19 protein-coding genes are annotated in these 23272 nt (G+C 62.9%); 4 read left to right on the top strand and 15 right to left on the bottom strand.

The features are described 5' to 3' along the window. From U1H99_RS04015 to U1H99_RS03980, 8 genes are read right to left on the bottom strand one after another with little or no spacing between them, the layout of a single operon-like run. A complete protein-coding gene (locus tag U1H99_RS04015) occupies nt 1-918 on the bottom strand; it encodes an NAD-dependent epimerase/dehydratase family protein (RefSeq protein ID WP_323140463.1) in 918 nt (305 codons plus the stop codon). Then, nucleotides 911-1459 carry a dTDP-4-dehydrorhamnose 3,5-epimerase gene (gene rfbC, locus U1H99_RS04010; protein WP_323140462.1) on the bottom strand — a complete coding sequence of 183 codons (549 nt, stop codon included), beginning with the start codon at nt 1457-1459 and terminating at the stop codon, nt 911-913. The genes U1H99_RS04015 and rfbC overlap by 8 nt, the downstream gene beginning before the upstream one ends. Then, on the bottom strand, nt 1459-2778 hold the full coding sequence (rfbH, locus tag U1H99_RS04005) for a lipopolysaccharide biosynthesis protein RfbH (RefSeq protein WP_323140461.1): 1320 nt from the start codon (nt 2776-2778) through the stop codon (nt 1459-1461). Before rfbH ends, rfbC begins: the two co-directional genes overlap by 1 nt. 38 nt (nt 2779-2816) lie before the next feature. Further along, on the bottom strand, nt 2817-3878 hold the full coding sequence (rfbG, locus tag U1H99_RS04000; protein ID WP_323140460.1) for a CDP-glucose 4,6-dehydratase: 1062 nt from the start codon (nt 3876-3878) through the stop codon (nt 2817-2819). Nucleotides 3879-3880: 2 nt separating this feature from the next. After that, complete coding sequence (gene rfbF, locus U1H99_RS03995) at nt 3881-4657, bottom strand: glucose-1-phosphate cytidylyltransferase (RefSeq protein WP_323140459.1); 777 nt, start codon at nt 4655-4657, stop codon at nt 3881-3883. 9 nt (nt 4658-4666) lie between these two features. Next, entirely contained in the window at nt 4667-5671 is a 1005-nt protein-coding gene (locus U1H99_RS03990; RefSeq protein ID WP_323140458.1) for an FAD-binding oxidoreductase, read from the bottom strand. A 7-nt stretch (nt 5672-5678) separates the two neighbouring features. Further along, complete coding sequence (locus U1H99_RS03985; RefSeq protein WP_323140457.1) at nt 5679-6887, bottom strand: GumC family protein; 1209 nt, start codon at nt 6885-6887, stop codon at nt 5679-5681. A 34-nt stretch (nt 6888-6921) separates the two neighbouring features. After that, entirely contained in the window at nt 6922-9498 is a 2577-nt protein-coding gene (locus tag U1H99_RS03980; RefSeq protein ID WP_323140456.1) for a polysaccharide biosynthesis/export family protein, read from the bottom strand. 370 nt (nt 9499-9868) lie between these two features. Here U1H99_RS03980 and U1H99_RS03975 point away from each other — a divergent pair, with 370 nt between their 5' ends. Continuing rightward, nucleotides 9869-10993 (top strand): hypothetical protein, encoded by a 1125-nt coding sequence (locus tag U1H99_RS03975; protein WP_323140455.1) that lies wholly within the window; start codon nt 9869-9871, stop codon nt 10991-10993. A gap of 76 nt (nt 10994-11069) precedes the next feature. Here the strand turns inward: U1H99_RS03975 and U1H99_RS03970 are convergent, their stop codons facing one another. The 3 genes from U1H99_RS03970 to U1H99_RS03960 form a co-directional block, all read right to left on the bottom strand. Continuing rightward, entirely contained in the window at nt 11070-12050 is a 981-nt protein-coding gene (locus tag U1H99_RS03970; protein ID WP_323140454.1) for a fumarylacetoacetate hydrolase family protein, read from the bottom strand. 32 nt (nt 12051-12082) lie between these two features. Continuing rightward, nucleotides 12083-13222, bottom strand: coding sequence for a phospholipase A (locus U1H99_RS03965; RefSeq protein ID WP_323140453.1), 1140 nt, complete (start codon nt 13220-13222; stop codon nt 12083-12085). Between the two features lie 170 nt (nt 13223-13392). Further along, nucleotides 13393-14109, bottom strand: coding sequence for a pseudouridine synthase (locus U1H99_RS03960; protein WP_323140452.1), 717 nt, complete (start codon nt 14107-14109; stop codon nt 13393-13395). 376 nt (nt 14110-14485) lie between these two features. Here U1H99_RS03960 and U1H99_RS03955 point away from each other — a divergent pair, with 376 nt between their 5' ends. Continuing rightward, nucleotides 14486-14746 (top strand): hypothetical protein, encoded by a 261-nt coding sequence (locus U1H99_RS03955; RefSeq protein ID WP_323140451.1) that lies wholly within the window; start codon nt 14486-14488, stop codon nt 14744-14746. Nucleotides 14747-14987: 241 nt separating this feature from the next. Here U1H99_RS03955 and U1H99_RS03950 read toward each other — a convergent pair whose 3' ends face one another. From U1H99_RS03950 to U1H99_RS03935, 4 genes are read right to left on the bottom strand one after another with little or no spacing between them, the layout of a single operon-like run. Continuing rightward, nucleotides 14988-15989, bottom strand: coding sequence for a S49 family peptidase (locus U1H99_RS03950; protein WP_323140450.1), 1002 nt, complete (start codon nt 15987-15989; stop codon nt 14988-14990). 30 nt (nt 15990-16019) lie between these two features. Further along, nucleotides 16020-16397: a Rieske (2Fe-2S) protein gene (locus U1H99_RS03945; RefSeq protein ID WP_323140449.1), complete on the bottom strand. Its 378-nt coding sequence runs from the start codon at nt 16395-16397 to the stop codon at nt 16020-16022. Further along, entirely contained in the window at nt 16394-17053 is a 660-nt protein-coding gene (locus U1H99_RS03940) for an HAD-IA family hydrolase (protein WP_323140448.1), read from the bottom strand. Before U1H99_RS03940 ends, U1H99_RS03945 begins: the two co-directional genes overlap by 4 nt. A gap of 43 nt (nt 17054-17096) precedes the next feature. Then, nucleotides 17097-18149 carry an RluA family pseudouridine synthase gene (locus U1H99_RS03935; RefSeq protein ID WP_323140447.1) on the bottom strand — a complete coding sequence of 351 codons (1053 nt, stop codon included), beginning with the start codon at nt 18147-18149 and terminating at the stop codon, nt 17097-17099. Nucleotides 18150-18756: 607 nt separating this feature from the next. On the opposite strand from U1H99_RS03935, the gene U1H99_RS03930 reads away from it, so the two are divergent. After that, nucleotides 18757-21990 (top strand): Rne/Rng family ribonuclease, encoded by a 3234-nt coding sequence (locus U1H99_RS03930; RefSeq protein WP_323140446.1) that lies wholly within the window; start codon nt 18757-18759, stop codon nt 21988-21990. 155 nt (nt 21991-22145) lie between these two features. Beyond that, on the top strand, nt 22146-23267 hold the full coding sequence (gene moaA, locus U1H99_RS03925; RefSeq protein WP_323140445.1) for a GTP 3',8-cyclase MoaA: 1122 nt from the start codon (nt 22146-22148) through the stop codon (nt 23265-23267). Nucleotides 23268-23272 lie beyond the last annotated feature (5 nt).

Here is a 23272-nt window from a genome sequence, read left to right as displayed (position 1 = left end):
TCAAGCGCCGGGCGCCGTTGCCGGACGCGTCTGGAGAATGCCTGTTTCGAAGGGAATGCGAGGCTGCCAGCCGGGGACCGGCGCGAAACGGGTCCATGTCGTCATGACTTCGCGCGGACGGTAAGGCCGCCCTCCCCAGGTGATCGGCACACGCGTACCGGTCGCCCGCTCGAACGCCAGTACCAGGTCGCGCAGGCGCAGCGGCTGGCCGGACGAGATGCCGTAACGTTCATGGCCATGCTCGCGCATGCGCAGCTGGGCTGCGGCGAGCAGGAAGGCCTCGATCACGTCGTCGATATGCACCAGGTCGATCATCTGTTCCCCCGGCGACATGGCAAGGGGTTCGGTCGCGGCAGAGGTTTTCCACAGCAGCGCGATCAGCTTCGAGCGCCAGTCATCCGGGCCATACGTATCGAACAGGACCAGCGTCGTGACCACCAGCCCATGTGCCTCGATATAGTAGGCCAGCAGGCTTTCGAACGCCTGCTTGGTGGCGGCGTACAGATTGACCGGGTTGTAGTCGTCGTTCTCGTAGTGTTGCCAGGAGGTACCGGTATTGACCAGGTGGCGCACGCCGTTGCTCGCCATCGCTTCCACCAGCTGCGTCGAGAACAGGATGTTGGAACGCACCAGTTGCTCCAGATTCGCCACCGTATGCTGGGCCAGGAACAGCGAAGCCAGGTGGAAGACGACGTCGGGCGCCGCCGCCCGGACGATGCCGATCATGCCTTCGGTGCTGCCGTCGTGCGGGTGGAAAACGACCTTGTCCTGCGCCGGGCCAAGCACGCCGGCGTCGCTGTCCGGCCTGACGATCAGATGCACGTCCCAGCCGTCCGCGACCAGGCGCCGGACCAGCATGGCACCGACATAGCCGGTGCCACCTGTCACCAGCGCGCGTTTCGAATCGCGTTCATTCATACGTAAAAGGACTTTCGAACTCGGAAAACGGGCTGAAACGGGCGTCGCGGTCGGACAGGATCGGCGCGTCCACGGGCCAGTCGACGCCCACCGACGACCACAGGACGCCGGCGTCGTTTTCCGGTGCGTACACCGTGCTCACCTTGTAGACCAGCGTCGCCGTGTCGCTGACCGCGCAAAAGCCGTGTGCCAGTCCTTTCGGGATGTACAGGTAATTACCCGCTTCCGCGCTCAGGGTGAAGGTAGTAGCCTGGCCATAGGTCGGCGAACCGACGCGCAGGTCGAGCACGACGTCGAAAACCTCGCCCTGCACGCAATACACCATCTTGACGTGGTCGGCGGGCGGCGTCTGAAAATGCATGCCCCGGATAACGCCCTTGTGCGAGTGCGAATAGTATTCTTCCGTGAACGCCGTTTCCAGGCCCAGTTCGCGGAAGGCGTCTGCATGGAAGACCTTCACGAAGCTGCCGCGTGCATCATGCATGATGCGCGGCAGCACCTCGTGGCATCCCGGGATGGCGGAAGGCTTGAGTGTGAACATCAGAAATTCAAGCCGAAGAACTCTTCGAGCTTGGCAGCGATGTAGTCGAGATGCGCCGTGCCCAGGCCCGGGAAGGTACCCAGCCAGAAGGTCTGGTTCATCACGACGTCGGTGTTGGTGAGCTCGCCGCTGACGCGGTAATTGCGCCCGATCATGTAAGGCTGACGGATCAGGTTGCCGGCGAACAGCAGGCGGGTCGCGATCTTGTTCTGCTCCAGATAATTCAGCAGGTCAACGCGCTTGACGCCGGCACCCTCCTTCAGCACCACAGGGAAACCGAACCAGGACGGGTCCGAATTCGGGGTGGCTTCCGGCAGGTGCAGGAACTGTTCGCACGATTGCAGGCGTTCCTTCAGGTAGCTGAAGTTGGCCTTGCGGGTGGCGATGAATTCATCGACGCGGTCGAGCTGGGCCAGCGCGCAGGCGGCCTGCATGTCGGTGATCTTCAGGTTGTAGCCGAGGTGGCTGTACGTGTACTTGTGGTCGTAGCCTTCAGGCAGGTCCCCCAGCTTCCAGCAGAAACGCTTGTCGCAGGTATTGTCTTTTCCGGGCGGGCAATAGCAGTCGCGGCCCCAGTCGCGGAAGGATTCGGCGATCAGCTTGAGTTCCGGGTTGTTGGTGAAAACGGCACCGCCCTCGCCCATCGTGATGTGGTGGGCAGGGTAGAAGCTCAGCGTCGCGATGTCGCCGAACGTGCCGACGAGCTGGCCGTTGTAGGTCGCGCCCAGGGCATCGCAGCAATCCTCGACCAGCCACAGGTTGTACTTCTTGCACAGCGCCGTGACGACGTCGAGATTGAATGGATTACCAAGCGAGTGCGCCAGCATGATGGCCTTGGTCTTCGGCGAGATCGCCGCTTCGATCTTGCTCGCATCGATATTGTGGGTCGCGAGATCTACGTCGACGAACACCGGCACCGCACCGAATTGCAAAATCGGGTTGACCGTGGTCGGGAAGCCGGCGGCGACGCCAATCACTTCATCGCCCGGCTTGATGGCGCGTTCGCCCAGCTTGGAGGAAGTGAGGGTCGAAAAGGCGACCAGGTTCGCCGACGATCCGGAATTGACGGTGATCAGATGCTTCACGCCGAGGTACTTGGCGAGGCGTTCCTCGAACATGGCGTTGAAACGGCCGGTGGTGAGCCAGCCGTCGAGGCTGGCCTCGACCATGTTCTTGAGTTCGGCGGCGCCGATCACCTTGCCGGAGACGGGCACCGGGGTCTGGCCGGGAACGAAGGGCTGCGGCGCGTAGACGATGTCTGCATATTGCTGCACCAGATCGGCAATCTCCTGGCGAATCGCGTTCGGAGATTTCGGCATGAATTGGATGTTCGAGGTAGTCATGTTATTAAGCCCGTTTAGGCGGCGTTTTGATATTGTGAAATTTGTTGGAGGCACTTGGCTTGCACATCAGCCTGGTCGAGCCAAGCACGATGCCAGTCGACGATGTGGCCAAGCGCAGTGGCGAGCTGCCAGCGCGGCTGCCATCCCAATTGCGTCTTGGCCTTGGAAATATCCAGCTTCAGGTAGTGGGCCTCGTGCGGATGCTGGCCTTTGTCCAGGCGCCACGCAGCCTCCCCGCCCCAGGTGCGAACCATGTGCTCCACGATCCACTGGACAGGCCGTGCATCGTCGTCGTGCGGACCGAAATTCCAGCCGTCGGCGTAAGCCTGGCCTTCCTCGTAGAGGCGCTCGGCCAGCGACAGATAGCCGGACAGGGGTTCAAGGACGTGCTGCCATGGCCGCGTGGAATGCGGATTGCGGATGACGACCGGCGCGTTCTTTTCGAAGGCCCGCAGGATGTCCGGCACCAGCCGATCCGCGGCCCAGTCCCCGCCGCCGATGACATTGCCGGCACGGGCGGAAGCCAGTGCGATGCCGCTTTGCTGGAAAAAGGAACGCCGGTAGGCACTGGTGACCAGTTCCGAACAGCCTTTGCTGTTGCTATAAGGATCGAAGCCGCCCATGGGCTCGTCTTCGCGATAGCCCCACACCCACTCCTTGTTTTCGTAGCACTTGTCGGTTGTGACATTCACGATGGCCCGTGCACTACCGACCTGGCGGGCGGCTTCGAGCATGTGCACGGTGCCCATGACGTTGGTCGCATAGGTCTCGACCGGGTGCTGATACGAGTAACGCACCAGAGGCTGGGCCGCCATGTGAATGACGATCTCCGGCTTGCACGCCTGCATGGCAGCCAGTACGGCCGCGTAATCGCGGATGTCGGCGATCGTGCTGGCCATGCCGGCGCCGACCTTCGCTTCGTCGAACAGGGCCGGCGACGTCGGCGGTGCCAGTGCCAGGCCGTGGAGTTCCGCACCCATCGACTGCAGCCAGAGACTGAGCCAGCTGCCTTTGAAACCCGTATGGCCGGTCAGGAGGACGCGCTTGCCGCGCCAGAAATCAGGATTGACGCTCATGATCAGTCCCATTTCTTCCACGGTGCCTTGCCGCTTGCCCACAAGCCTTCCAGGTGCTGCTTGTCGCGCAGGGTATCCATCGGCTGCCAGAAGCCATGGTGCTCGTAAGCCATCAACTGGCCCAGTTCGGCCAGTTCCGACAGCGGCTCCTGTTCCCAGATCGTGCCGTCGCCCTGCCTGATCACGTCCAGCACTTTCGGCGACAGGACGAAGAAGCCGCCGTTGATCATGGCACCGTCGCCTTTCGGTTTTTCCTTGAAGCTCTTGACCTGCGAATCAACGATGTCCAGCGCGCCGAAACGGCCCGGCGGGAAAGTCGCGGTCAGGGTCGCCCACTTGTCGTGCTTGCGATGGAACTCGATCGTTGCCCCGATATCGATATCGCCCACGCCGTCGCCGTAGGTGAAGCAGAATGCTTCCTCGTCTTTCAGGTAATCGCCCACACGCGCCAAGCGGCCGCCGGTCATCGACTCGTCGCCGGTGTCGACCAGCGTGACTTTCCACGGTTCGGCGCGCTTCTCATGCACGTGCATCGTGTTAGCCTGCATGTCGAAGGTCACGTCGGACATGTGCAGGAAGTAGTTCGCGAAGTACTCCTTGATGACGTAACCCTTGTAGCCGCAGCAAATGATGAAATCGTGGATGCCGTGATACGAATACATCTTCATGATGTGCCAGAGGATGGGCTTGCCGCCGATCTCCACCATGGGCTTGGGCCGGGTCGAAGTCTCCTCGCTCAAGCGCGTGCCGAGGCCGCCTGCCAAAATCACTGCTTTCATATTAATTTCCTAATTTGCCGAAGTGGGCGCTGAACAAACAAATGCGTCAGAATAAAAACGATTGGCGGGCAGGCCGGCACGCACCAGACGATCCTGGGCGCCATGAATCATGGCATCGGACCCGCAGGCGTAGACGACCGCGTTGTCCAGGTCGGGCTCGAGGCTGAGCAGCACGTCCTGCACATGGCCCCTGCTCCCGGTCCACCCGGCGTCCGCACGCGACAACACCGGCACGTAACGGTGACGGGCCCCGATGGCCGCGATATCGGCATACAAGTCTTCCGCAACGCGCCCGCCCCACAGGACGGTGACCGACCTAGGGCGCTGTTCTTCTGCCAGTCCCTCGATCGATTCGAGGATCGCCTTGACCGGTGCGATGCCGGTGCCGGTTGCCAGGAAAATGAGGTCCAGGCCGGCAACCCGGCGCAGGAAGAAGGTGCCCAAGGGTCCGTTCAGCCGGAGCAGATCGTTGACCTTTGCCTGTCCGAACCAGTAAGCGCTCATGGCCCCGCCCTCGACCGCGCGAATATGCAGTTCGAGCGTCTTGCTGCCGGCTTGCGCGCTGGCCAGCGAGTAACTGCGGCGCACGCCGTCCGCACCGATGATATCGATGTACTGGCCCGGCAGAAAATCGAATACGGCCGTCGGCGGCAAGCGCAGGACGACACGGAGGACATCCGGCGCCAGTTTTTCGAGGCTGCCGATACGGCAAGGCAAGGTTTTTACCGCGGGCAACTCGATGCCGCCCAGGTCTTCCGACTCGAGCACCACGTCGGCGCTGGCCGAGCGCACGCAGCTCAGGATCCACCCTTCGGCCTTTTCGCCGTCGGTCAGACCCATTTCGGCTTGCAGGACGGTCGTTTCACCGCTGAGCACTTTGCATTTGCAGGTGCTGCACCTACCGGATTTGCAGCTGTACGGCATGAAGACGCCGCTCTTTCCCGCGGCATCCAGGATGGAAACGCCGGGTTGGATGTCGAAGCGGTCCCCCGAGCTCAGGATAATTTCTGCCATTGCTCGCCTACGACTTCCTGCCCATCAAGAGCCTGAACTCGCGCCACTGCGTCTGCCCTTGTTCGGTTTTCAAGAAATTACGCTTTGCCCGTGAACCGAAGGCGGACAGCACCGCGACCAATCCTGCCACCACAGTGGCCAGCAGGACGATGAGGAAGCGCTGCGGCTTGGCTTTGCGCTCGGGCGCCACTGCCGGATCCAGCACCTGGATGATCGACGGGTCCTTCGCTTCGTCCAGCCGCGCGACTTCATATTGCTTCGCCAGCAATTCGTAAAGCATCTGGTTGTACTTCACGTCACGCAGCAGTTTGATGTTTTGGAAACCGCTTTGACCGTTGGCTGTCGATGCCTGGCTATCGCCGCTCGTTGCACCACGGCCATTTTCGAGCTTTGCCAGTTCGGCGCGCAGGCTGGAAAGTTCCTCGGCCGCCTGCTTGTACTGGGGATTGTCCTGGGTGACGAAAGCCGCCATGGAATTCAGCTGGATCTCCTTCGCGGATGCCTGAGCACGCAAACGCGCGACGGTCTCAAGCATGGCCCGGCTTTCTGCATCGACGCTGATGACACCGCGCCGATCCAAGGAGCCTTTGAGTTCGCTTTCGACCTTGGCCAGGTTGTCCTTCGCCATCTCGAGCTGCTGCTCGAAGAACATGCGGCGCTGACCGGCTTCGGTCACCGCCAGCACCTTGTTCAGCTGGACGAGTTCGTTGACGTACCCGTTCGCTAATGGCGCTACCAGTTGCTGGTTCTTGCCCTGCACCTCGATGCTGATCAAACCGTCCTTGCCGGCGGTGATGGTCGTGTTCTTCTCGAGCGCGGCACGTGCTTTCTCGAGCGAATCGGTCTCATACACTTTTTTCAGGTCGAACTTAGCAATCAGGCGGTCCGCAATGGTCCGGCTCTTGAGCATGCCGATATACACATCGCCAGGATTCTTCATGCCGGTCATGCCCGCCGCCAAGCCGGCTGCCCCACCGAGCTGGGACAGCAATGCAGCTGCGCCGGACTGGTTTTGCTGTGGAGGCAACAGCTTGGTGGTGGCTTCGTAAACATTAGGGAGTACCAGGCTGACGCCCGCGGCAATGGCAGCTGCCGCCAGGGGAACCAGGACGATCCGTTTCTTGTACTCTGCCAAAATAAGCAGCATATCGAACAGGCCGGCCTCGTTATCGGCCTTGCCCGGCAGCTCATGTGCAGTCATCTGCGATTCACTCATACCTTCACTTTTCGCTTCAAAATCGTCGTCATGATCAGTCTTTCAGCGTCTTGACCGCCGCTGCGCCCAGGCCGAAGTTCGCCAGGATCTGCGTCCACTCGCGTGCGCCCTGTGTGAACCTGCTCCAGGCTGTGGTCTTGTCGATCTTCTCCGGTACGACGATGGTATCGCCAGGCATGATTTCCAAGCCGCCGATCTTGCCGAAGAACCAGCCTTGCGACTCCGCCGACACCACGGTGCCGTCGACGCGCAGAACAAAGGTATTGTCGACATCCGCATCCGAAGTGGTGCCGGCGAGCTTCAAATAGTCCTTGACGCGGCTGTTCGGACGCCACAGCGGCGATGCCTCGACATTGACCGAACCGAACACGTGCACGAAAGCAGGCTTGAACGGGACGACCAGGCGATCGCCGTTCTGCAGCGTCACCTGCGGCAAGCGCGCGAACGAACGCTCGGTCGGTTCCAGACCGAAAGCGATACGACCGGTCGATTGCAGGTTACGGAAGCGCGCGATGCGCTCTTCGGCAATGCGGCGCTCGGTTTCGAACTGGGCCGTGGAAGCTGCCGCTTCGGTCGGTGACATTGCGCGCAAGTTCGCCATCTGCGCTGATTGCTCGCTGCGCACCTGGGTCTCAAGGCGGTCGGCAGCGCGCTGCAGGTTCGCCTGCTGTTCCTTGCGCACCTCTTCGCGGTAGAAGGCGGTACCGAACAGATAGGCATTGCCGGTTGGACCGCCGGCCTTGGCGATCAACGTCTGCAAGGTATCCCCGGCCGTCATCTGGTAAACGCCAGGCACGTTCACTTCACCCTCGATGCGCACGAATACCTGACGCTTGTCCATTGGTACGGCCACGTCGTCCTGCGAGAAAATCGTGACTGTATCGCCCGGCTGCAACTGGACGTTGTCCGGGCCATTCGGGTTGCTGAACACCCGGCCCAGGTTGAATGGAATCAGTTTCACGCTCAGGTCGCTACGGTTGACGCGCTCGATGACTGCATAATCCCAATTGATCTGATCGATCAAGCCGCCAATGCTGGCCGCGATCGATTCGGCTTCCACATTCGAGCGGCGGTCTTCCGTGTCGTTACCGCGGCGATTGGTGGCGCCCAAGCCGTTGATGTTGTTGATGTTGTTGATGTTGTTGCTATTTTTAAGGCCGTCCATACCGTACGGGCCCATACCCGACTGGACATCGCCCATGCCGTTCACGTTGCGGCTGCCGTTGCGCTCGGTGGTGCTGCGTTCGTTGTTTCCCGAGGCGGCAATCACGTTATTCTGACGCCGGGTCGATTTCCGGCTGATCAGGTATTCGCGGCTCGGAATCAGGTCGCTGACCCGCATACCGCTCGTGAATGGCGCACGTACCGGCTGGTCGACATTGCCGCGCAAGACCACGGCATTCGAGAAGGCAGGTGTGATCGACGTGATGTTGAGCACATCACCATTTTTCAGCGTACGCTTGAGCCCCTTCCCCTCGAGCGCGAACTCTTCGACCGTGCGCGGACGATTGGTCGCGGGGTCGATGCGCTCCAGGAAGGCGCGGCGCGGATCTGCCACCACCGGGAGACCGCCAGCCACGTCGAGCAGGGATTCCACGGTATCGGTTCCGGTCTTCAGTTCGAATACCGAGGGCGAATTCACCTTGCCGGTCAGGGCAACGAAGCCGCCGGCCGGCGGAATGAAGATGGTGTCGCCATCCTGCAGCTTGATGTCGCCCGACTTGTCGCCCTTGGCGATGAACGCGTACAGGTCGAGTTCAGCAGCGACCTTGCCGCCGCGCTTTACCTGCACATGGCGCATGCTGCCGTTGGCGTTCGGACCGCCACTTGCGAACAGTCCCGTGACCAGGGTGGACAAGCTGGATACCGTGTAGGTACCAGGACGGTTGGCCTGGCCGACCACGTAGACGGTCATCGCGCGCAACTGACCGAAGGTCACGGTGACGGTGACGCCCTTGTACAAGCGGCCGACCGCGGCACGGATGACGTTCTGCGCGTCGCCGGCCTTGACGCCGGCCAGCGGGACACTGCCGATCGTCGGGATCGAAATGGTGCCGTTGCGGTCAATGGTGGCGCGGAAGTCGATATCGATCGTCCCCCAGCCGCGGATCATCAATTCATCGCCTGGACCGAGCGCATATTCGGACGGCACCGGTGTATTCGACACCGGCGCAAAGGTCGACGGCGTATTGGCGAAGAATTCCGATCCAAAAATCGGCAGCATCTTCCCAGTATTATCGGCCACGAATTTCTGGAATTCGCTCGGCTTCTTCTCGATACGCACAGGGCGGTTGTTCCACTCGCGGCGGTCGATATCGCCATTTTCCCCATCGGGAGACATACCCTGACGGCCTTGGGCACCCATCGTCCCCGACATGGTGCCGTTGCGCATGGCAGCCGCGCCAAGTTCGCCAACTTGGCTGTTTGTGATACTCAGTCTGCGCTGCTGGGCCGGCGACGCCATTCCCTCGCCCATCATCGACATCGATGTGTTGCCAGACGGCTCCTGATTGAACAGGTCGGATCTGTTGGCGTTCATATCCTGGGCAAATGCTGCAACGGACGTGGCAGCCAGCGCTACGGCCGCGAAATTCTTGGTGAACTTGAACATGTATTAAGAAGGATCAGGCGGGACGCTTATGGAGTAACGCGGCATTTTACCCGACAGAAATGGGATATGGGAAATCGTTCGTTGACAGTGTGACCACAGATCAGCTGTGCCGCATATCTGCTTCGGCATATCTGCCACATTCCGACCACAGATCTTTGATTATGTTGGGAAGCATTAATGAGAATTGTCTTTCTTGTTCGATATATTGTTTAAATGATGTATAGAAACAAGTGATTCTTGGATAGATTTTGTGCATCAAATACTTGCCGCTAGCTATCAAATGGCCAGCGATGATGGCTCTACGAATAGTAGGAGAATGACGTTGACGACGATGATTTCGACGCGTGCTGTGCTTTGCTCCACGCTGACTATGCTTTCCTTGCTTTGTCCAGCCTCGGCCGCGCACGCCTACGACGACGCCCTTCAAGCCAGGCAAGACGCCGAAACCCGCGCCGCCATCGCCGCAGCCGAACGCGCCGAACTTCTCGCTCGCCTGCCGCCAGCCACCTCGAAACCCCTGTCCGGCGCCGTCGAGCTGCGCCAGTTCGGCGCCGCCGGCCTGGTCAAGGCCTTCGACCTTGCGCGCCAGCTGGCCGGCGACGTCTGCAGCGCTCTCCCCGCCGACAGGAAAACCAGCGTCTACGAACCGGGCGCCACCCAGGGCATCCTGGCCGCCCGCCTGGTGCAGGATGCCATCGAGCGCTTCGGCGACGACCTCGGCCGCCAGAACAAGCTGCTGCAGCAGGCCATCGACGCCCATGCGCCCCAGGGCAGCAAGGCTGGCCTGATCCTGCCAGCTTTGAGCGCGGTGCCGGCGACCCTGCGCGCCGCGGCCGACTTGTCGGCGCTGTTCAAGACCGACGTCGGCGTCGAGGGCCTGGCCTATGGCGAAGGCGCGCGCAGCCTGTTCGTCACGGCGCTGGCGCGCCAGTGTCCGGACAAGGTCGCCGGACTCGGCGCCGGCTATCTGGGCGAACTGGACGCCAAGCCCTACGACAGCCTGCTGGCGAAAGTGCGCAGCCTGGCCACCCAGCGCGGCGAGCTGGCCAACCGGACCGCCCTGGTGCAGCGGCTGGCCGACGCGGCCAAGGGCGACGAGAAAAAGGAACTGGCGGCGCTGGCGGCGGTCGGCGGCACCCTGCTCAAGAGTGCCGACGCCTTCATCGATTCGCTCCGGGCCGGCGAAACCGGCGAGCGCAGTCCGCTGTTCAATGCCGCACGCTACCTCGGGTATGCGGCGCGCACGCGCGACATGCTGGTGCTCGATTTCGACCTGCGGCTCGAGGGCATGACGATCGTGAAGGACAACCTGTTCAGCGGTCAGCGGCTGCGGCTGGCCGGGGTGGCTTTCCTGTGGTACCGCCTGCACGAGCCGAACGGCGCATTGCGGCTGGCGGATACGGTACGGCGCATGACGGCGCCGGTGGAGGTGGATTTGCGGGGCGACGCCGTGGGTGGGGCGTTTTGGGGCGGTACCGAACAGGCTCGCAAGTAATATATGCAACCACAGGCTGACGCGTGGACGGCGTCGTCGCCACCGTCACGCAAACCGTGCAGTATAGCCGTCCACCCTACGGCAGTTTGACAGTCTGCTCGATCGCCCCGAACACCGATTTCCCGGCCTCGTCCAGCATCTCGATCCGGATCGTGTCGCCGAAACGCATGAAGGTCGTCACCGGCTCGCCGTGCTCGATGGTCTCCAGGCAGCGCTGCTCGGCGATGCAGGAGTAGCCCTTCGATACATCCCGGTTCGACACCGTGCCCGAGCCGACGATGCTGCCGGCGCGCGCCTTGCGCGTCTTGCACAGGTGGGCGATCAATTGCGGGAAATTGAAGGCCATGTCGACGCCGGCGTCGGGCTGGCCGACGGGGCGCCCGTTCCAGGCCGAGCGCAGCGGCAGGTGGACCTTGCCGCCGCGCCAGGCGTCGCCCAGCTCGTCCGGGGTCACGGCCACCGGCGAGAAGGCAGTCGCCGGCTTCGATTGTAGGAAGCCGAAGCCTTTCGCGAGCTCGGGCGGGATCAGGCTGCGCAGCGAAACGTCGTTCGCCAGCATCAAGAGCCGGATCTGGCCGTGGGCCTGGTCCGGCGTGGCGCCCATCGGCACGTCGCCGGTGATCACCGCCACTTCGGCCTCGAAATCGATGCCCCACTCCTCGTGCGCGAGCACGATGTCGTCCAGCGGGCCCAGGAAATCGTCGCTGCCGCCCTGGACCATCAGCGGGTCGTCGTGCAACGAAGGCGGCATCTCGGCGCCGCGCGCCTTGCGCACCAGTTCCACGTGGTTGAGGTAGGCCGAAGCGTCGACCCACTGGAAGGCGCGCGGCAGCGGCGCCATGCAGCGCGCCGGATCGAACTCGAAGGGACGCCGCGCACGGCCGGCGTTCAGCTCGGCGTACAGGGCGTCGAGCTGCGGCGCGATGAAGGGCCAGTCGTCGAGCGCCGCCTGCAGGGTCGGGGCGATGCCGTCGGCGATGTGGGCGGTCTTGAGGTCGCGCGCGACCACGGCCAGCTGGCCGTCGCGCGATCCGTCCTTGAGGGTGGCAAGTTTCATGGGCGCTATTCTAGCGCAGCGCCCTGCCCTGTTTAAAAGGTGCCCAGCAGTCCGACGCCGACCACGTTCTGGTAGTAGTTGTAGTCGATCATGCTCTGACCATAGCCCGAGAAGTACTGCGTATAGCCCTTGACATGGCCGGCCAGCGGGAAGGCCCAGCTGAGCTGCACCGCGCCCTTCTCGGTCGAGAAATTGCGCCGCACCAGGGCCGAATAATCGTGGCCGTTATTGCGGTAGGTGACGACCACGTCGCCGCGGCCCATGTAGTCGACGATGTCCGGGTTGTTGTCGTCGTTGGCCGCTTCGTTCACGCGCTTCCAGACGCGGCCGACGACGGTCCAGCCGCCGCGCTCCAGGCCGACCTGGGCATAGGTCCGGTTCCAGCTGCGCGACAACGATCCCGCCTGTCCGTTCGACTGGTGAACCAGGCCCAGGTTAAAGAAGCTGGCATGCATGCCGAGTATATTAAAGTTCAGCGGCGTCACCGCCATCAGCTCGGGCTGGTAATTGGTTTCGCGGAAGGGGCTGGACGCCTCGTGGTTGCCCGCCTGCCAGAAGCTGTTCTGGGTGTAGCCGAACCAGAGGTCGACCGGTTTCTTGAACGCGTCCTCGACCAGCTTCATCTTGAAGCCGAGCTGGAACACCAGTTCCGAGTGCGATAGATTCGTGTTGGCCAGGGCGCCCAGGTCCTGGAACGGACGGTAGGGTTCGTTATTGGGGTGCGCCGTGCGTGTCGCCATCAGGTAATTCGCATGGTGCGGCCGTAAATTGAACACGCCACGCTTGTGCGCCTGGTCCAGTTCCCAATGATCGGCCAGGCTGAAGCCGCGCGTCTTCTCGGGCGAAAGATCGAGTGCCGCTTCGACTGCCGGGTCGGTTTGCGCGACCGACGAGGTGGCTGGCGGAATGGCGGGCTGCGTCGTAGCGCCGATTGCCGGTACCGCAGCGGGGACCGTGCCGGCTGCCGTGCTGGGCCCGGCTACAGGCGGCATGGCACCGGCGAGACGGTCGTAGCAGGCCAGGCGCTGGCCGGCCTCCGTGATGCGGGCGCAACCGGCCAGTCCGCCATCGGTTTGTTGGGTCGCTTGGATCTGCTGGGCTTGCTGCGCCAGTGCGGAATTCAGCACCAGCAGCGGCAGTAGAGGGAGAAGTCGTGTGTGTGTCGCAGCCATATCGTCATCGTGTTTGAGCAGGCTCTTGTCCACTTGAATGCAAGATTGACAAGAGATAGATGACGAGTGTCGCGGAAAAACGCCAAGGGCGTCGCACGCCAGTATCCAGGACAGATGGCGGCGTGGGCAGGCGCGAGCGCGTGGCGCCCGACCGTCCTTATTGGCCGCCCTTAATCGGGCACGAGGAGATCCAGCTGCGCCTGCTCCAGGAAACACCACTCGCCTTCCGCCAGGCCGAGCGATTCGAGGGTCAGGCCACCGATCTGCGAGCGGTGCAGCGCCGCACAGTGGTTGCCGGCCGCCGCCAACATGCGCTTGACCTGGTGGTATTTGCCCTGCTCCAGCACGATTTCCAGCTGGTGTTCGCCGCGCTGTACGCAGGACAGGGCTTTCAGTGGCGCCGGCTCGTCGTGCAACTGGACGCCGGCCAGCAGCTGCTCGACCAGCGCCGGCGTTACCGGCTCCTGAGTCGTGGCCTGGTACACCTTCGAGATATGGCGCTTGGGCGAGGACTGGGCGTGGTTGAAGGGGCCGTCGTCGGAAATCAGCAACAGTCCGGTCGTGTCGTGATCGAGCCTGCCGACCGGTTGCACGTCGCGCCAGGTGAATTGTTCCGGCAGCAGGGTCAGCACGCCGGGGCGGTGGCTCGGCTTGCGCGAGCATTCGAAATTGGCGGGCTTGTTCAGCGCAATATAGACGTGTTCGCGATACACCCATTCTTCATCGAATACGGTCAGCACCAGGCCATCCGTCTCGACCAGGGTCTTGTAGTTGTCGACGACGTCGCCATTGACGGCAACGTCGCCATCCTCAATCAGTGCACGGCAGTACTTGCGCGTGCCAAAGCCCTGCGATTGCAGCACGCGGTCAAGGGATAATTTACTCATGGGCGAGACTGTAACAGAAGCGGGACGGCCAGGGCAGGCGCAAGCCGAAAAACCAAGGAACTCAACAGTATGGAAGGACAACAAGAACTCGTTTGACAAACATCAAGTGCGTTCAGAATCTCGTCGATACACTGAATCTACGTTAGGAATTGCCCTACACTCCTCGCGTAGAAGACTACGAAACCTAGGAATGTGAGAGAGCTACCCGTCAGAAAATTAACCGAGAGATGAGGTAATAGTGCAGATCAAAAAACCCCAAGGATGCATCGATCCGCTTGCAACCGTTGCCACGAGCTGCGGTGCGACAGCGGCCCAGTCCCATTCATCCCTGTTTCCTGCCCAGCTCGCGCTGGCGCGCTGGATGTATGGCGGGGATGTGCCTCACGTTCACTCGTGCGCCCATCATATAGCACGTGCCGCGTGGTACGACGAAGCCCAGGCGCGCTTCCAGGCCTGGATCGAGGCGGGCGGTTTCCACCTGCACGATCCCGACCATGCTGATAGCGCTACCCGGGACGCATCGCACGGGCATCGTCCTGCCGCCGCGCCCGCTCCCGCTGCCGAGGCCACACGCAACCCTGCCTGGTACGACATCACGCGCTGCCGCGTGTCCCAGGACAGCGACTGCGCTAAATAAGATGCCCGATTGCTGCGTCTGCACCAAATAAAAACGACGGCTTGCGCCGTCGTTTTTTCCCCTGAGGGATTCCAGCTTCGAGGAATGAAGATCTCTCTGAACCGCATGTCGCGGGTTGCAGCAGCGTAGAAGGGGCCGGACAGTTTGCCGATGGGATGGTTGACCGGCTGGCTGTTGCCGACTTGCGAACGCCCTACGTCTTCACTATAGCCCACTTCGCATAAGTTTCAAGGAAAATTGATCAACGCAGGCTCGGAACCGCGCCGCGATAGACCGATTTCACCGCCCCCGCCCCTACCGAAGCGCCGAATTTCTTCAGCACGCGCTCCGGCAAACCTTCATGCGCGGTGTAGTCGATGATGTCTTCCGCTTTCACGACATCGCGCGCCACAGTATCGACCGTGCCGAAACCGTCGGCCAGGCCCATCTCGACCGCCTTGGCGCCGGTCCAGTACAGTCCGGAAAAGATTTCCGGGTTTTCCTTCAGGCGCTTGCCACGGCCAGCGCGCACCACGGCAATGAATTGCTCGTGAATTTCGTTGAGCATGCTCAGTGCGTGCTGCTTCTGCTTGTCCGACTGCGGGCTGAACGGATCCAGGAAGCCCTTGTTTTCGCCCGCGGTCAGCAGGCGCCGCTCCACGCCCAGCTTGTCCATCAGCCCGGTAAAGCCGAAGCCATCCATCAGCACGCCGACCGAACCCACGATGCTGGCCTTGTTGACGAAGATCTTGTCGCCGGCGGAGGCAATGTAATAGCCGCCCGAGGCGCAGATCTCGTCGACCACCACGTACAGCGGCTTGTTCGGATAGCCGCGTTTCAGGCGCTGGATCTCGTCGACGATGATGCCGGCCTGGACCGGACTACCGCCCGGGCTGTTGATGCGCAGCACGACCGCGGCCGAGCCCGCATCCGAAAAGGCCTTGTTCAGCGACGGGATCACGGTGTCGGCGGCGCCGCTGCCTTCTTCGTCGATGGAACCCTCGATTTCGATCAGGGCCGTGTGACGCCCGAGCGATTCGATGTCGGATGTGCCGAAATTGAAGTCGAAATAAGCCCAGATCGAGAAAAATGCCAGTACCAGGAAGGACAGCTTGAAGAAGATGCCCCAGCGCCGCGCCGCCCGCTGTTCCCTGACGGTGGCAAAGACCAGGCGCTCGAGGGTGTCGCGTTCCCAGTTGTTGAACGTGGCCGGCGCGGACGGGCGCGGCTCGTTCGGGTTGTCGTTACGGGTGTTATCGCTCATAAATGCCTGTTCAGTATCGCACTCGCTTTATTACTGGGCGGCAGGCGGCCGGATAAATTGATCCGGCTGCCAGTAGACGTCGCCCTCGACCTCGTGCACGCCGATCGGCCGCAGCTTGCCGCCGCGGCAGGGGCCGCCGGCACAGACGCCGGTGTCCGGGACATAGATCGCGCCATGGGTCGAGCACATCAGGTGCAGCTTGCCCGATTCGAAAAATTCGCCTTTGAACCAATCCAGTTCGACCGGGACGTGGGCGCAGCGGTTCAGGTAGGCATACACCTTGCCGCCGTAGCGCACGGCAAAGCCGGTCGCCTCGCTGCCGAAGGCGACGACTGGAAAACGCACCCCCAGCCCGCCATCGAGCAGGTCGCCCGATGCGCAGACGAACAATCCTTCCGGGGTGCTCATGCGTTCTCGACCAGCCAATCGTGCAGCTCGGGCACGCTCTTTGCCGTGAATACGGGGTGACATGCCTGCAACTGCTGCACCGGATGCGCGCCATACTCGACCGCAATGCCGTATGCACCGGCGCTATTGGCCATAAGCAGGTCGTGCGTCGTGTCGCCGATCATAACGGTGCGCCGCATGTCCTGGCCCAGTTCCCGTGTCAATTCCTGCAACATGGCCGGATGCGGCTTGGAAAATGTCTCGTCGGCACAACGGGTCGCATCGAAGGTCGACAGCAGCCCGGTGGCGTTCAAGGCACGGTTCAGGCCGACCCGGCTTTTGCCGGTGGCAACCGCCAGGAAATAGCCCTGCTGCGAAAGTTCTTCGAGCATCGGCCGCACGCCTTTAAACAGTACCAATTCGTGGTCTTTTGTCAGGAAATGGTAGCGATAGCGTTCCGCCATGCGCGGGTACAGGGCCGGATCGATATTCGGCATGGCCGCCTGCATCGCTTCCGACAGCCCTAGGCCGATCACGTGCGCCGCCGCCATGTCGCTCGGCACCGGCAAGCCCAGATCCTTGGCGGCCGACTGTATACATTTGACGATGGTGGCGGTGCTGTCCATCAGCGTCCCGTCCCAGTCGAAGACGATCAGGTCGAATTGCTTTCTTGCCATGTTATACGGCGCCTGGTAGGCACCCGCTCCTCATGTCGCCGTGTCAGCGTTTGTTGTTGTCATTAATGGGTTGTCCCAAGCTTACCAAGAAACGATCGCATTCCGCCGGCAGTGGCGCCTTCAGGGTCATCGGCTTGCCCGTTTCCGGGTGCTGGAAGGTGATCTGGTAAGCGTGCAGGAACATCCGCCGCAAGGCGCCGCGCGTGTCGCTTGCCTTCTGAAGCTGCTTGTTCAATGCAAAATCGCCGTATTTCTCGTCGCCCGCGATCGGGAAGCCGCTGGAAGCGAGGTGCACGCGGATCTGGTGCGTGCGCCCTGTCTTCAGTTCCGCTTCGAGCAGCGCGAACTCTTTCCATTTGCGCAGCAGGTTGAACACGGTATGCGATTCCTGGCCGCCGGCCTGGACCACCACCCGGCGTTCGCCGTCCGGTGTCGTGTACTTATGCAGCGGCAATTTCACATGCTGGCGCGGGTTTTTCCAGTCACCCACGGCCAGGGTCAGATAACGCTTGTCGGTTTTGCCGTCGCGCATCTGCTCGTGCAAATTGGTCAGGGCCGAGCGTTTCTTGGCCAGCAACAGCAAGCCCGAGGTTTCGCGGTCGAGACGGTGCACCAGTTCCAGGAACTTGGCCTCCGGACGCGCAGCACGCAATTGCTCGATGACGCCATACGACACGCCCGAACCGCCATGCACGGCGACGCCGGCCGGCTTGTCGATCACGAGCAGGTGATTGTCTTCGTGCACGATGTGGAACTCGGCACCCGGTACCGGCGCGCTGCCGGCGGCCTTTTCGGCGATGCGGATCGGCGGGATACGCACCAGGTCACCTGTCGCCAAACGGTACAACTGGTCGATACGACCCTTGTTGACGCGGACTTCGCCGGAACGCAGGATGCGGTAGATATGGCTTTTTGGCACACCCTTGCAAACACGTAGCAGGTAGTTATCGATACGTTGGCCGGCTTCTTCCTCGGTGATCGTGACGAACTGTGCAGTGGCGGCGGGGCGGCTGTCTGTCTGTGATGAAGGGGGAACAACATCGTTTTGCAAGGTCATTCGCTCTGTCTTCCCAGAAATTCTCTCTAAGTCCTTCATTTTGAATATATAATCGACAGGCGGCGGTCAAACCTCTGCTGGTGTAAGAATTAAAACGATATTTTACACAGGGGCGTGTCCATCGGCCTCGCTAAGATGCAAATTCGATGGAAACTAACGTGTACGCACATTCCTGTGCGAACCAGGGTTGCACCGCAGTTGTAATCGGGCAGCGCACAGGATTGCAGGATAGGATTGTTTGGAATTAAAGGATAAGTACCGGAAAGCCTACCGGAACCTCAGGTCCCGTACAGGTAGGCTCGCCGGGTAATGGCGTCGATAACGCTTGCTGTTTCCGCCGGATTTGTTAGCAGTCACCTTCGTGGAATCCTGGACGCCGAGGCTGGTTTATCGCCTGGCGCGATCCATGAAGTGTTCGCCGGCTAAATCCGGCCCGTGCCGCACTGCCTGAAGACCCCCTGCGCCGCCCCGATCGGGCCGCCCGGGCCTTGCAGGACAGCTATGCGCGCGGCAATGACGTTCGATGCCATTTGCGCCCTGTGGCCGGCCAGCCGTGCCACGCTCCGGGCATACCACCGCCAACACTCCGCTCCCCGCGTACATCCCTGTACATGAGAACGGCCCTCGGGTCGCGGAGTCTATAAAAATGAAACGAATGTTGTTTAACGCTACGCAGCAAGAGGAGTTGCGCGTAGCGATTGTCGACGGCCAAAAACTGATCGACATCGATATCGAGACCGCTGGTCGCGAGCAACGCAAGTCCAATATCTATAAGGGTGTCATCACCCGCATCGAACCCTCCCTCGAAGCCTGCTTCGTCAGCTACGGCGAAGACCGCCACGGTTTCCTCCCCTTCAAAGAAGTCGCCCGCTCGTATTTCCGTGACGGTGTCGATGTCCGCAATTGCACCATCAAGGAAGCCCTGCGTGAAGGCCAGGAAATCATGGTGCAGGTGGAGAAAGAGGAGCGCGGCAACAAAGGCGCCGCCCTCACCTCCTTCATTTCGCTGGCCGGCCGCTACCTGGTCCTGATGCCGAACAACCCGCGCGGCGGCGGCGTGTCGCGCCGTGTCGAAGGCGAAGAGCGCCAGGAACTGCGCGAAACCATGGACAAGCTGGACCTGCCGCAAGGCATGTCGGTGATTGCCCGCACCGCCGGCATCGGCCGCAACGTCGAAGAGCTGCAGTGGGACTTGAACTACCTGATGCAGCTGTGGCGCGCGATCGAAGGCGCCGGCAAGTCGGCGCCGGGTCCGTTCCTGATCTACCAGGAATCCTCGCTCGTCATCCGCGCCATCCGCGACTATTTCCAGCCTGACATCGGCGAAGTCCTGATCGATACCGACGAGATCTACGACCAGGCCCAGCAGTTCATGAGCCACGTGATGCCCGACATGGCGCACCGCGTGAAGCGTTACAGCGACGACGTGCCGCTGTTCTCGCGCTTCCAGATCGAACACCAGATCGAAACCGCCTACGCGCGCACCGTGCCGCTGCCGTCCGGCGGCGCCATCGTGATCGACCACACCGAAGCCCTGGTCTCGATCGACGTCAACTCGGCGCGCGCCACCCGCGGCTCCGACATCGAAACCACCGCCTTCAACACCAACTGCGAAGCGGCCGACGAAGTGGCGCGCCAGCTGCGCCTGCGCGACCTGGGCGGCCTGATCGTGATCGACTTCATCGACATGGAAGTCGCCAAGAACCAGCGCGAAGTCGAACAGCGCCTGAAGGACGCCCTGCACCACGACCGTGCACGCGTGCAGATGGGCAAGATCTCGCGCTTCGGCCTGATGGAACTGTCGCGCCAGCGCCTGCGTCCGTCGCTGTCTGAAGGCTCGCACGTGACCTGCCCGCGCTGCTCGGGCACCGGCCACATCCGCGATACCGAATCGTCCGCCCTGCAAGTCCTGCGCATCATCCAGGAAGAGGCGATGAAGGAAAACTCGGCGACCATCCACGTGCAGGTGCCGGTCGACGTCGCCGCCTTCCTGCTGAACGAGAAGCGCGGCGAGATCCTCAAGATCGAGAACCGCCACCGCATCACCGTCATCCTGATCCCGAACAAGCACCTCGAGACCCCGCACTACAAGCTCGAGCGCATCAAGGTCGACGATCCGCGCCTGGAAGACGCCGCCGCCAGCTATACCCTGGCCGAGTCGACCGAAACCGACATGGCTTACGCCAAGCGCCAGAAGGAAGAAGCCAAGCCGCGCCAGGAAGCCGTGGTCAAGTCGATCACCCCGGCCCAGCCGGCACCGGTGGTTGAGCGTCCGGCCAAGCCCGAGCCTGCACCTGCACCTGCGGCCCCTGCCGAACCGGTATTCACCCCGCCGCCGCCGCCGCAAGGTTTCTTTGCCAAGCTGCGCAGTTTCTTCTTCGGCGAGCCGGCACCGGTGACGCCGCCGCCGGCCCCGGTGGCCCCGGCCAAGCCCGCTGAACCGGCCCCGGCCGCTGCAGGCGAACGCGGCGACCGCAATGGCCGCGGCCAGCGCAACGCGCGCGGCGGCCGCAACGGCAACGGCAACGGCAAGGGCCGCGAGCGCGACGAGCGCGAGCAGGTCGCGAAAGCCGCGCCGGGCGAGGACAGCGTCAAGCCGGTTGACCTCGAAGGCAAGCCGGCGCGTCCGCCGCGCCCGCCGCGTCCGCCACGCGAAGGCCGTGAACCGCGCGAACCGCGCGAGACCGTCGACGCCCAGGGCCAGACCGCGGCGGCGCCAGTACGTGCCGAGCGCACCGAGCGTCCGGAGCGTGGCGAACGCGCCGAGCGTGGCGAGCGCCAGGAACGCGCACCGCGCCAGCCGCGTGAACGTACCGAGCGTACCGAGCGCACCCAGCAGGCGATCGAAGCCAAGCTGGACGAGGTAAGTATCGTCCAGGCAACGTCGGCGACGACCGTCACCGTGGCCACCACCGGTCCGGATGGCGAGCAGGAAATCGTCCAGCAACAAGTCGTGAAATCGGTCACGGCAATCGGCCCGAACGGCGATGCCGACGAACTCGACGCCAACGGCGACGAACCGCGCCGCCGCCGCCGCCGTGGCGGACGCAACCGCAACCGCCGCGACCGCGACCAGGTCGAGGGCATGGAGCAGGACGGCATCGACGGCGACGCCACCCCGGCCTTCACGCCGGTGGCCGACGAGGAAGCCGCCAAGGTCCAGGCCGAAGCCCGGGCCGCACGCAAGAAGGCCGAGCCGAAAGCGGCCAAGGTCGCCGACACGGGTCCGTGGCCCTTCCCGACCGCCGCATCGGTAAAAGCCGCCGCGGTCAAGGCTGCCGCCGAGCAGGCGGCCGAGGCCGAAGCTGCTGCGGCTGCCGTTGCGGCCAAGGCCGCCAAGGCCGCGCCGGTGGCACAGCCGCAAGCCGCTTCGGCCCAGGCACCGTGGCCGTTCCCGACCTCGAAGTCGGTGGCGGACGCCGTGGCACGCACTGCCGCTGCCGAGGCACCGGTTGACGCTGCGCCTGCTGCGCCGGCCGAGGCTGCTCCAGTTGCTGCGGCACCGGTTGTCGCGGCACCGGTTGCTGCCGAGCCTGCGCCCGCTGCAGCCCCAGCAGTTGCGCCAGTGGAAGCACCGGTAGCAGCACCGGCCGCGGTAGCCACCCCGGTGGACACCGCCCCGGCAGTCCAGGCTGTCACGGCGGCGCCGGCGCCGGCACCGGCACCGATCCCGGCAAGCGCCCCGGCCGCCGCGCCGGCCGACATCGATACAGCCCTGGCCCAGGCCGGCCTGACCCTGGCCGCGACCGACCCGGCAAAGCTGCGCGCCGCCCAGGAAGCCGCCGCCCAGGCAGCGGCCCCGGTCCGCGTCGGCCGTGCCCGCAAGGTCGCACCGCCGCCGGTCGACGAGCCGCTGATCCAGGTCGATACGCGCCAGTAATATGCGCCAGTAAGCAAGACTTGTTGAACAAGGCTTGTTGAAATAAAAAAGGGAAGCTCCGGCTTCCCTTTTTTATTACTCCCTCCCTTCCCAATTCAGGCCTGTAAATATGGCCGTGTCCTGTGCGCTTTCGTCCCCCGTGCTATCGTAACGAAATGTCTGAAAAAATCATTATGCTGGCAGATGCCAGGGCGCCGTCCCTGCCCGTCCCGGACGCGCTCGAAGCTCCGACCGGGCTGCTGTCCGACGCGCTCGCGCGACCGCTGCACGACCTGCGCATCTCCGTCACCGACCGTTGCAACTTCCGCTGCGTGTATTGCATGCCGAAGGAAGTGTTCGACAAGGATTACGCCTACCTGCCCCACGCCTCGCTGCTGAGCTTCGAGGAAATCACGCGCGTGGCCGCGCTGTTCGTCGCCCATGGGGTCGAAAAGCTGCGCCTGACCGGCGGCGAACCGCTATTGCGCAAGAACATCGAGGGTCTGATCGCCCAGCTGCGCGCCCTGCGCACGCCGTCCGGCAGGCCGCTCGACCTGACCCTGACCACCAACGGCTCGCTGCTGGCGCGCAAGGCGCAGGCGCTGAAGGATGCGGGTCTGGATCGGGTCACGGTCTCGCTCGATGCGCTCGACGATGCGGTGTTCCGGCGCATGAACGACGTCGACTTCGCCGTATCGGACGTGCTAGACGGGATGGCGGCGGCGCACGCCGTGGGCCTCGGCCCGATCAAGGTCAACATGGTGGTCAAGGGCGGCATGAACGACGACCAGATCCTGCCGATGGCGCGCCATTTCAAAGACACGCCCTATATCCTGCGCTTCATCGAATACATGGACGTGGGCGCCTCCAACGGCTGGAACATGGATGAAGTCGTGCCCTCGGGCGAAGTGGTGCGCCGCATCTCGGCCGAGATGCCGCTGGTGCCGGTGAGCGCCAACTACGCCGGCGAGACCGCCGCGCGCTGGCGCTACCAGGATGGCCAGGGCGAGATCGGCCTGATCTCCAGCGTCACCCAGGCGTTCTGCCAGGACTGTTCGCGCATCCGCCTGTCGACCGAGGGCAAGCTGTACACCTGCCTGTTCGCGACCCGCGGCCACGACCTGCGCGCGCTGATGCGCGAGGGCCGCAGCGATGCCGAGCTGTCGTCCGCAATCGCCCAGCTGTGGCGCAAGCGCGCCGACCGCTATTCCGAGACCCGCACCATCAAGACGGCCGGGCTGGAGCGCAGCGGCGCAACCGGCCAGAAGCGTATCGAAATGTCCTATATTGGCGGCTAACCGGG

It is taken from the genome of Massilia phyllosphaerae, assembly GCF_034659755.1.
In the GTDB taxonomy this organism is placed as follows: domain Bacteria; phylum Pseudomonadota; class Gammaproteobacteria; order Burkholderiales; family Burkholderiaceae_D; genus Telluria; species Telluria phyllosphaerae.
This window is presented reverse-complemented; position numbering and strand designations above follow the sequence as displayed.

Coding starts and splice junctions, on each gene's coding strand:
- U1H99_RS03970 (WP_323140454.1), bottom strand. CDS start 12,050: ATGAAACTTGCCACCCTCAAGGACGGATCGCGCGACGGCCAGCTGGCC.
- U1H99_RS03960 (WP_323140452.1), bottom strand. CDS start 14,109: ATGAGTAAATTATCCCTTGACCGCGTGCTGCAATCGCAGGGCTTTGGC.
- moaA (WP_323140445.1), top strand. CDS start 22,146: ATGTCTGAAAAAATCATTATGCTGGCAGATGCCAGGGCGCCGTCCCTG.
- rfbH (WP_323140461.1), bottom strand. CDS start 2,778: ATGCCGAAATCTCCGAACGCGATTCGCCAGGAGATTGCCGATCTGGTG.
- U1H99_RS03990 (WP_323140458.1), bottom strand. CDS start 5,671: ATGGCAGAAATTATCCTGAGCTCGGGGGACCGCTTCGACATCCAACCC.
- U1H99_RS03935 (WP_323140447.1), bottom strand. CDS start 18,149: ATGAAGGACTTAGAGAGAATTTCTGGGAAGACAGAGCGAATGACCTTG.
- U1H99_RS03940 (WP_323140448.1), bottom strand. CDS start 17,053: ATGGCAAGAAAGCAATTCGACCTGATCGTCTTCGACTGGGACGGGACG.
- U1H99_RS03965 (WP_323140453.1), bottom strand. CDS start 13,222: ATGGCTGCGACACACACACGACTTCTCCCTCTACTGCCGCTGCTGGTG.
- U1H99_RS03975 (WP_323140455.1), top strand. CDS start 9,869: ATGCTTTCCTTGCTTTGTCCAGCCTCGGCCGCGCACGCCTACGACGAC.
- U1H99_RS03950 (WP_323140450.1), bottom strand. CDS start 15,989: ATGAGCGATAACACCCGTAACGACAACCCGAACGAGCCGCGCCCGTCC.
- rfbF (WP_323140459.1), bottom strand. CDS start 4,657: ATGAAAGCAGTGATTTTGGCAGGCGGCCTCGGCACGCGCTTGAGCGAG.
- U1H99_RS04015 (WP_323140463.1), bottom strand. CDS start 918: ATGAATGAACGCGATTCGAAACGCGCGCTGGTGACAGGTGGCACCGGC.
- rfbC (WP_323140462.1), bottom strand. CDS start 1,459: ATGTTCACACTCAAGCCTTCCGCCATCCCGGGATGCCACGAGGTGCTG.
- rfbG (WP_323140460.1), bottom strand. CDS start 3,878: ATGAGCGTCAATCCTGATTTCTGGCGCGGCAAGCGCGTCCTCCTGACC.
- U1H99_RS03980 (WP_323140456.1), bottom strand. CDS start 9,498: ATGTTCAAGTTCACCAAGAATTTCGCGGCCGTAGCGCTGGCTGCCACG.
- U1H99_RS03945 (WP_323140449.1), bottom strand. CDS start 16,397: ATGAGCACCCCGGAAGGATTGTTCGTCTGCGCATCGGGCGACCTGCTC.
- U1H99_RS03930 (WP_323140446.1), top strand. CDS start 18,757: ATGAAACGAATGTTGTTTAACGCTACGCAGCAAGAGGAGTTGCGCGTA.
- U1H99_RS03985 (WP_323140457.1), bottom strand. CDS start 6,887: ATGAGTGAATCGCAGATGACTGCACATGAGCTGCCGGGCAAGGCCGAT.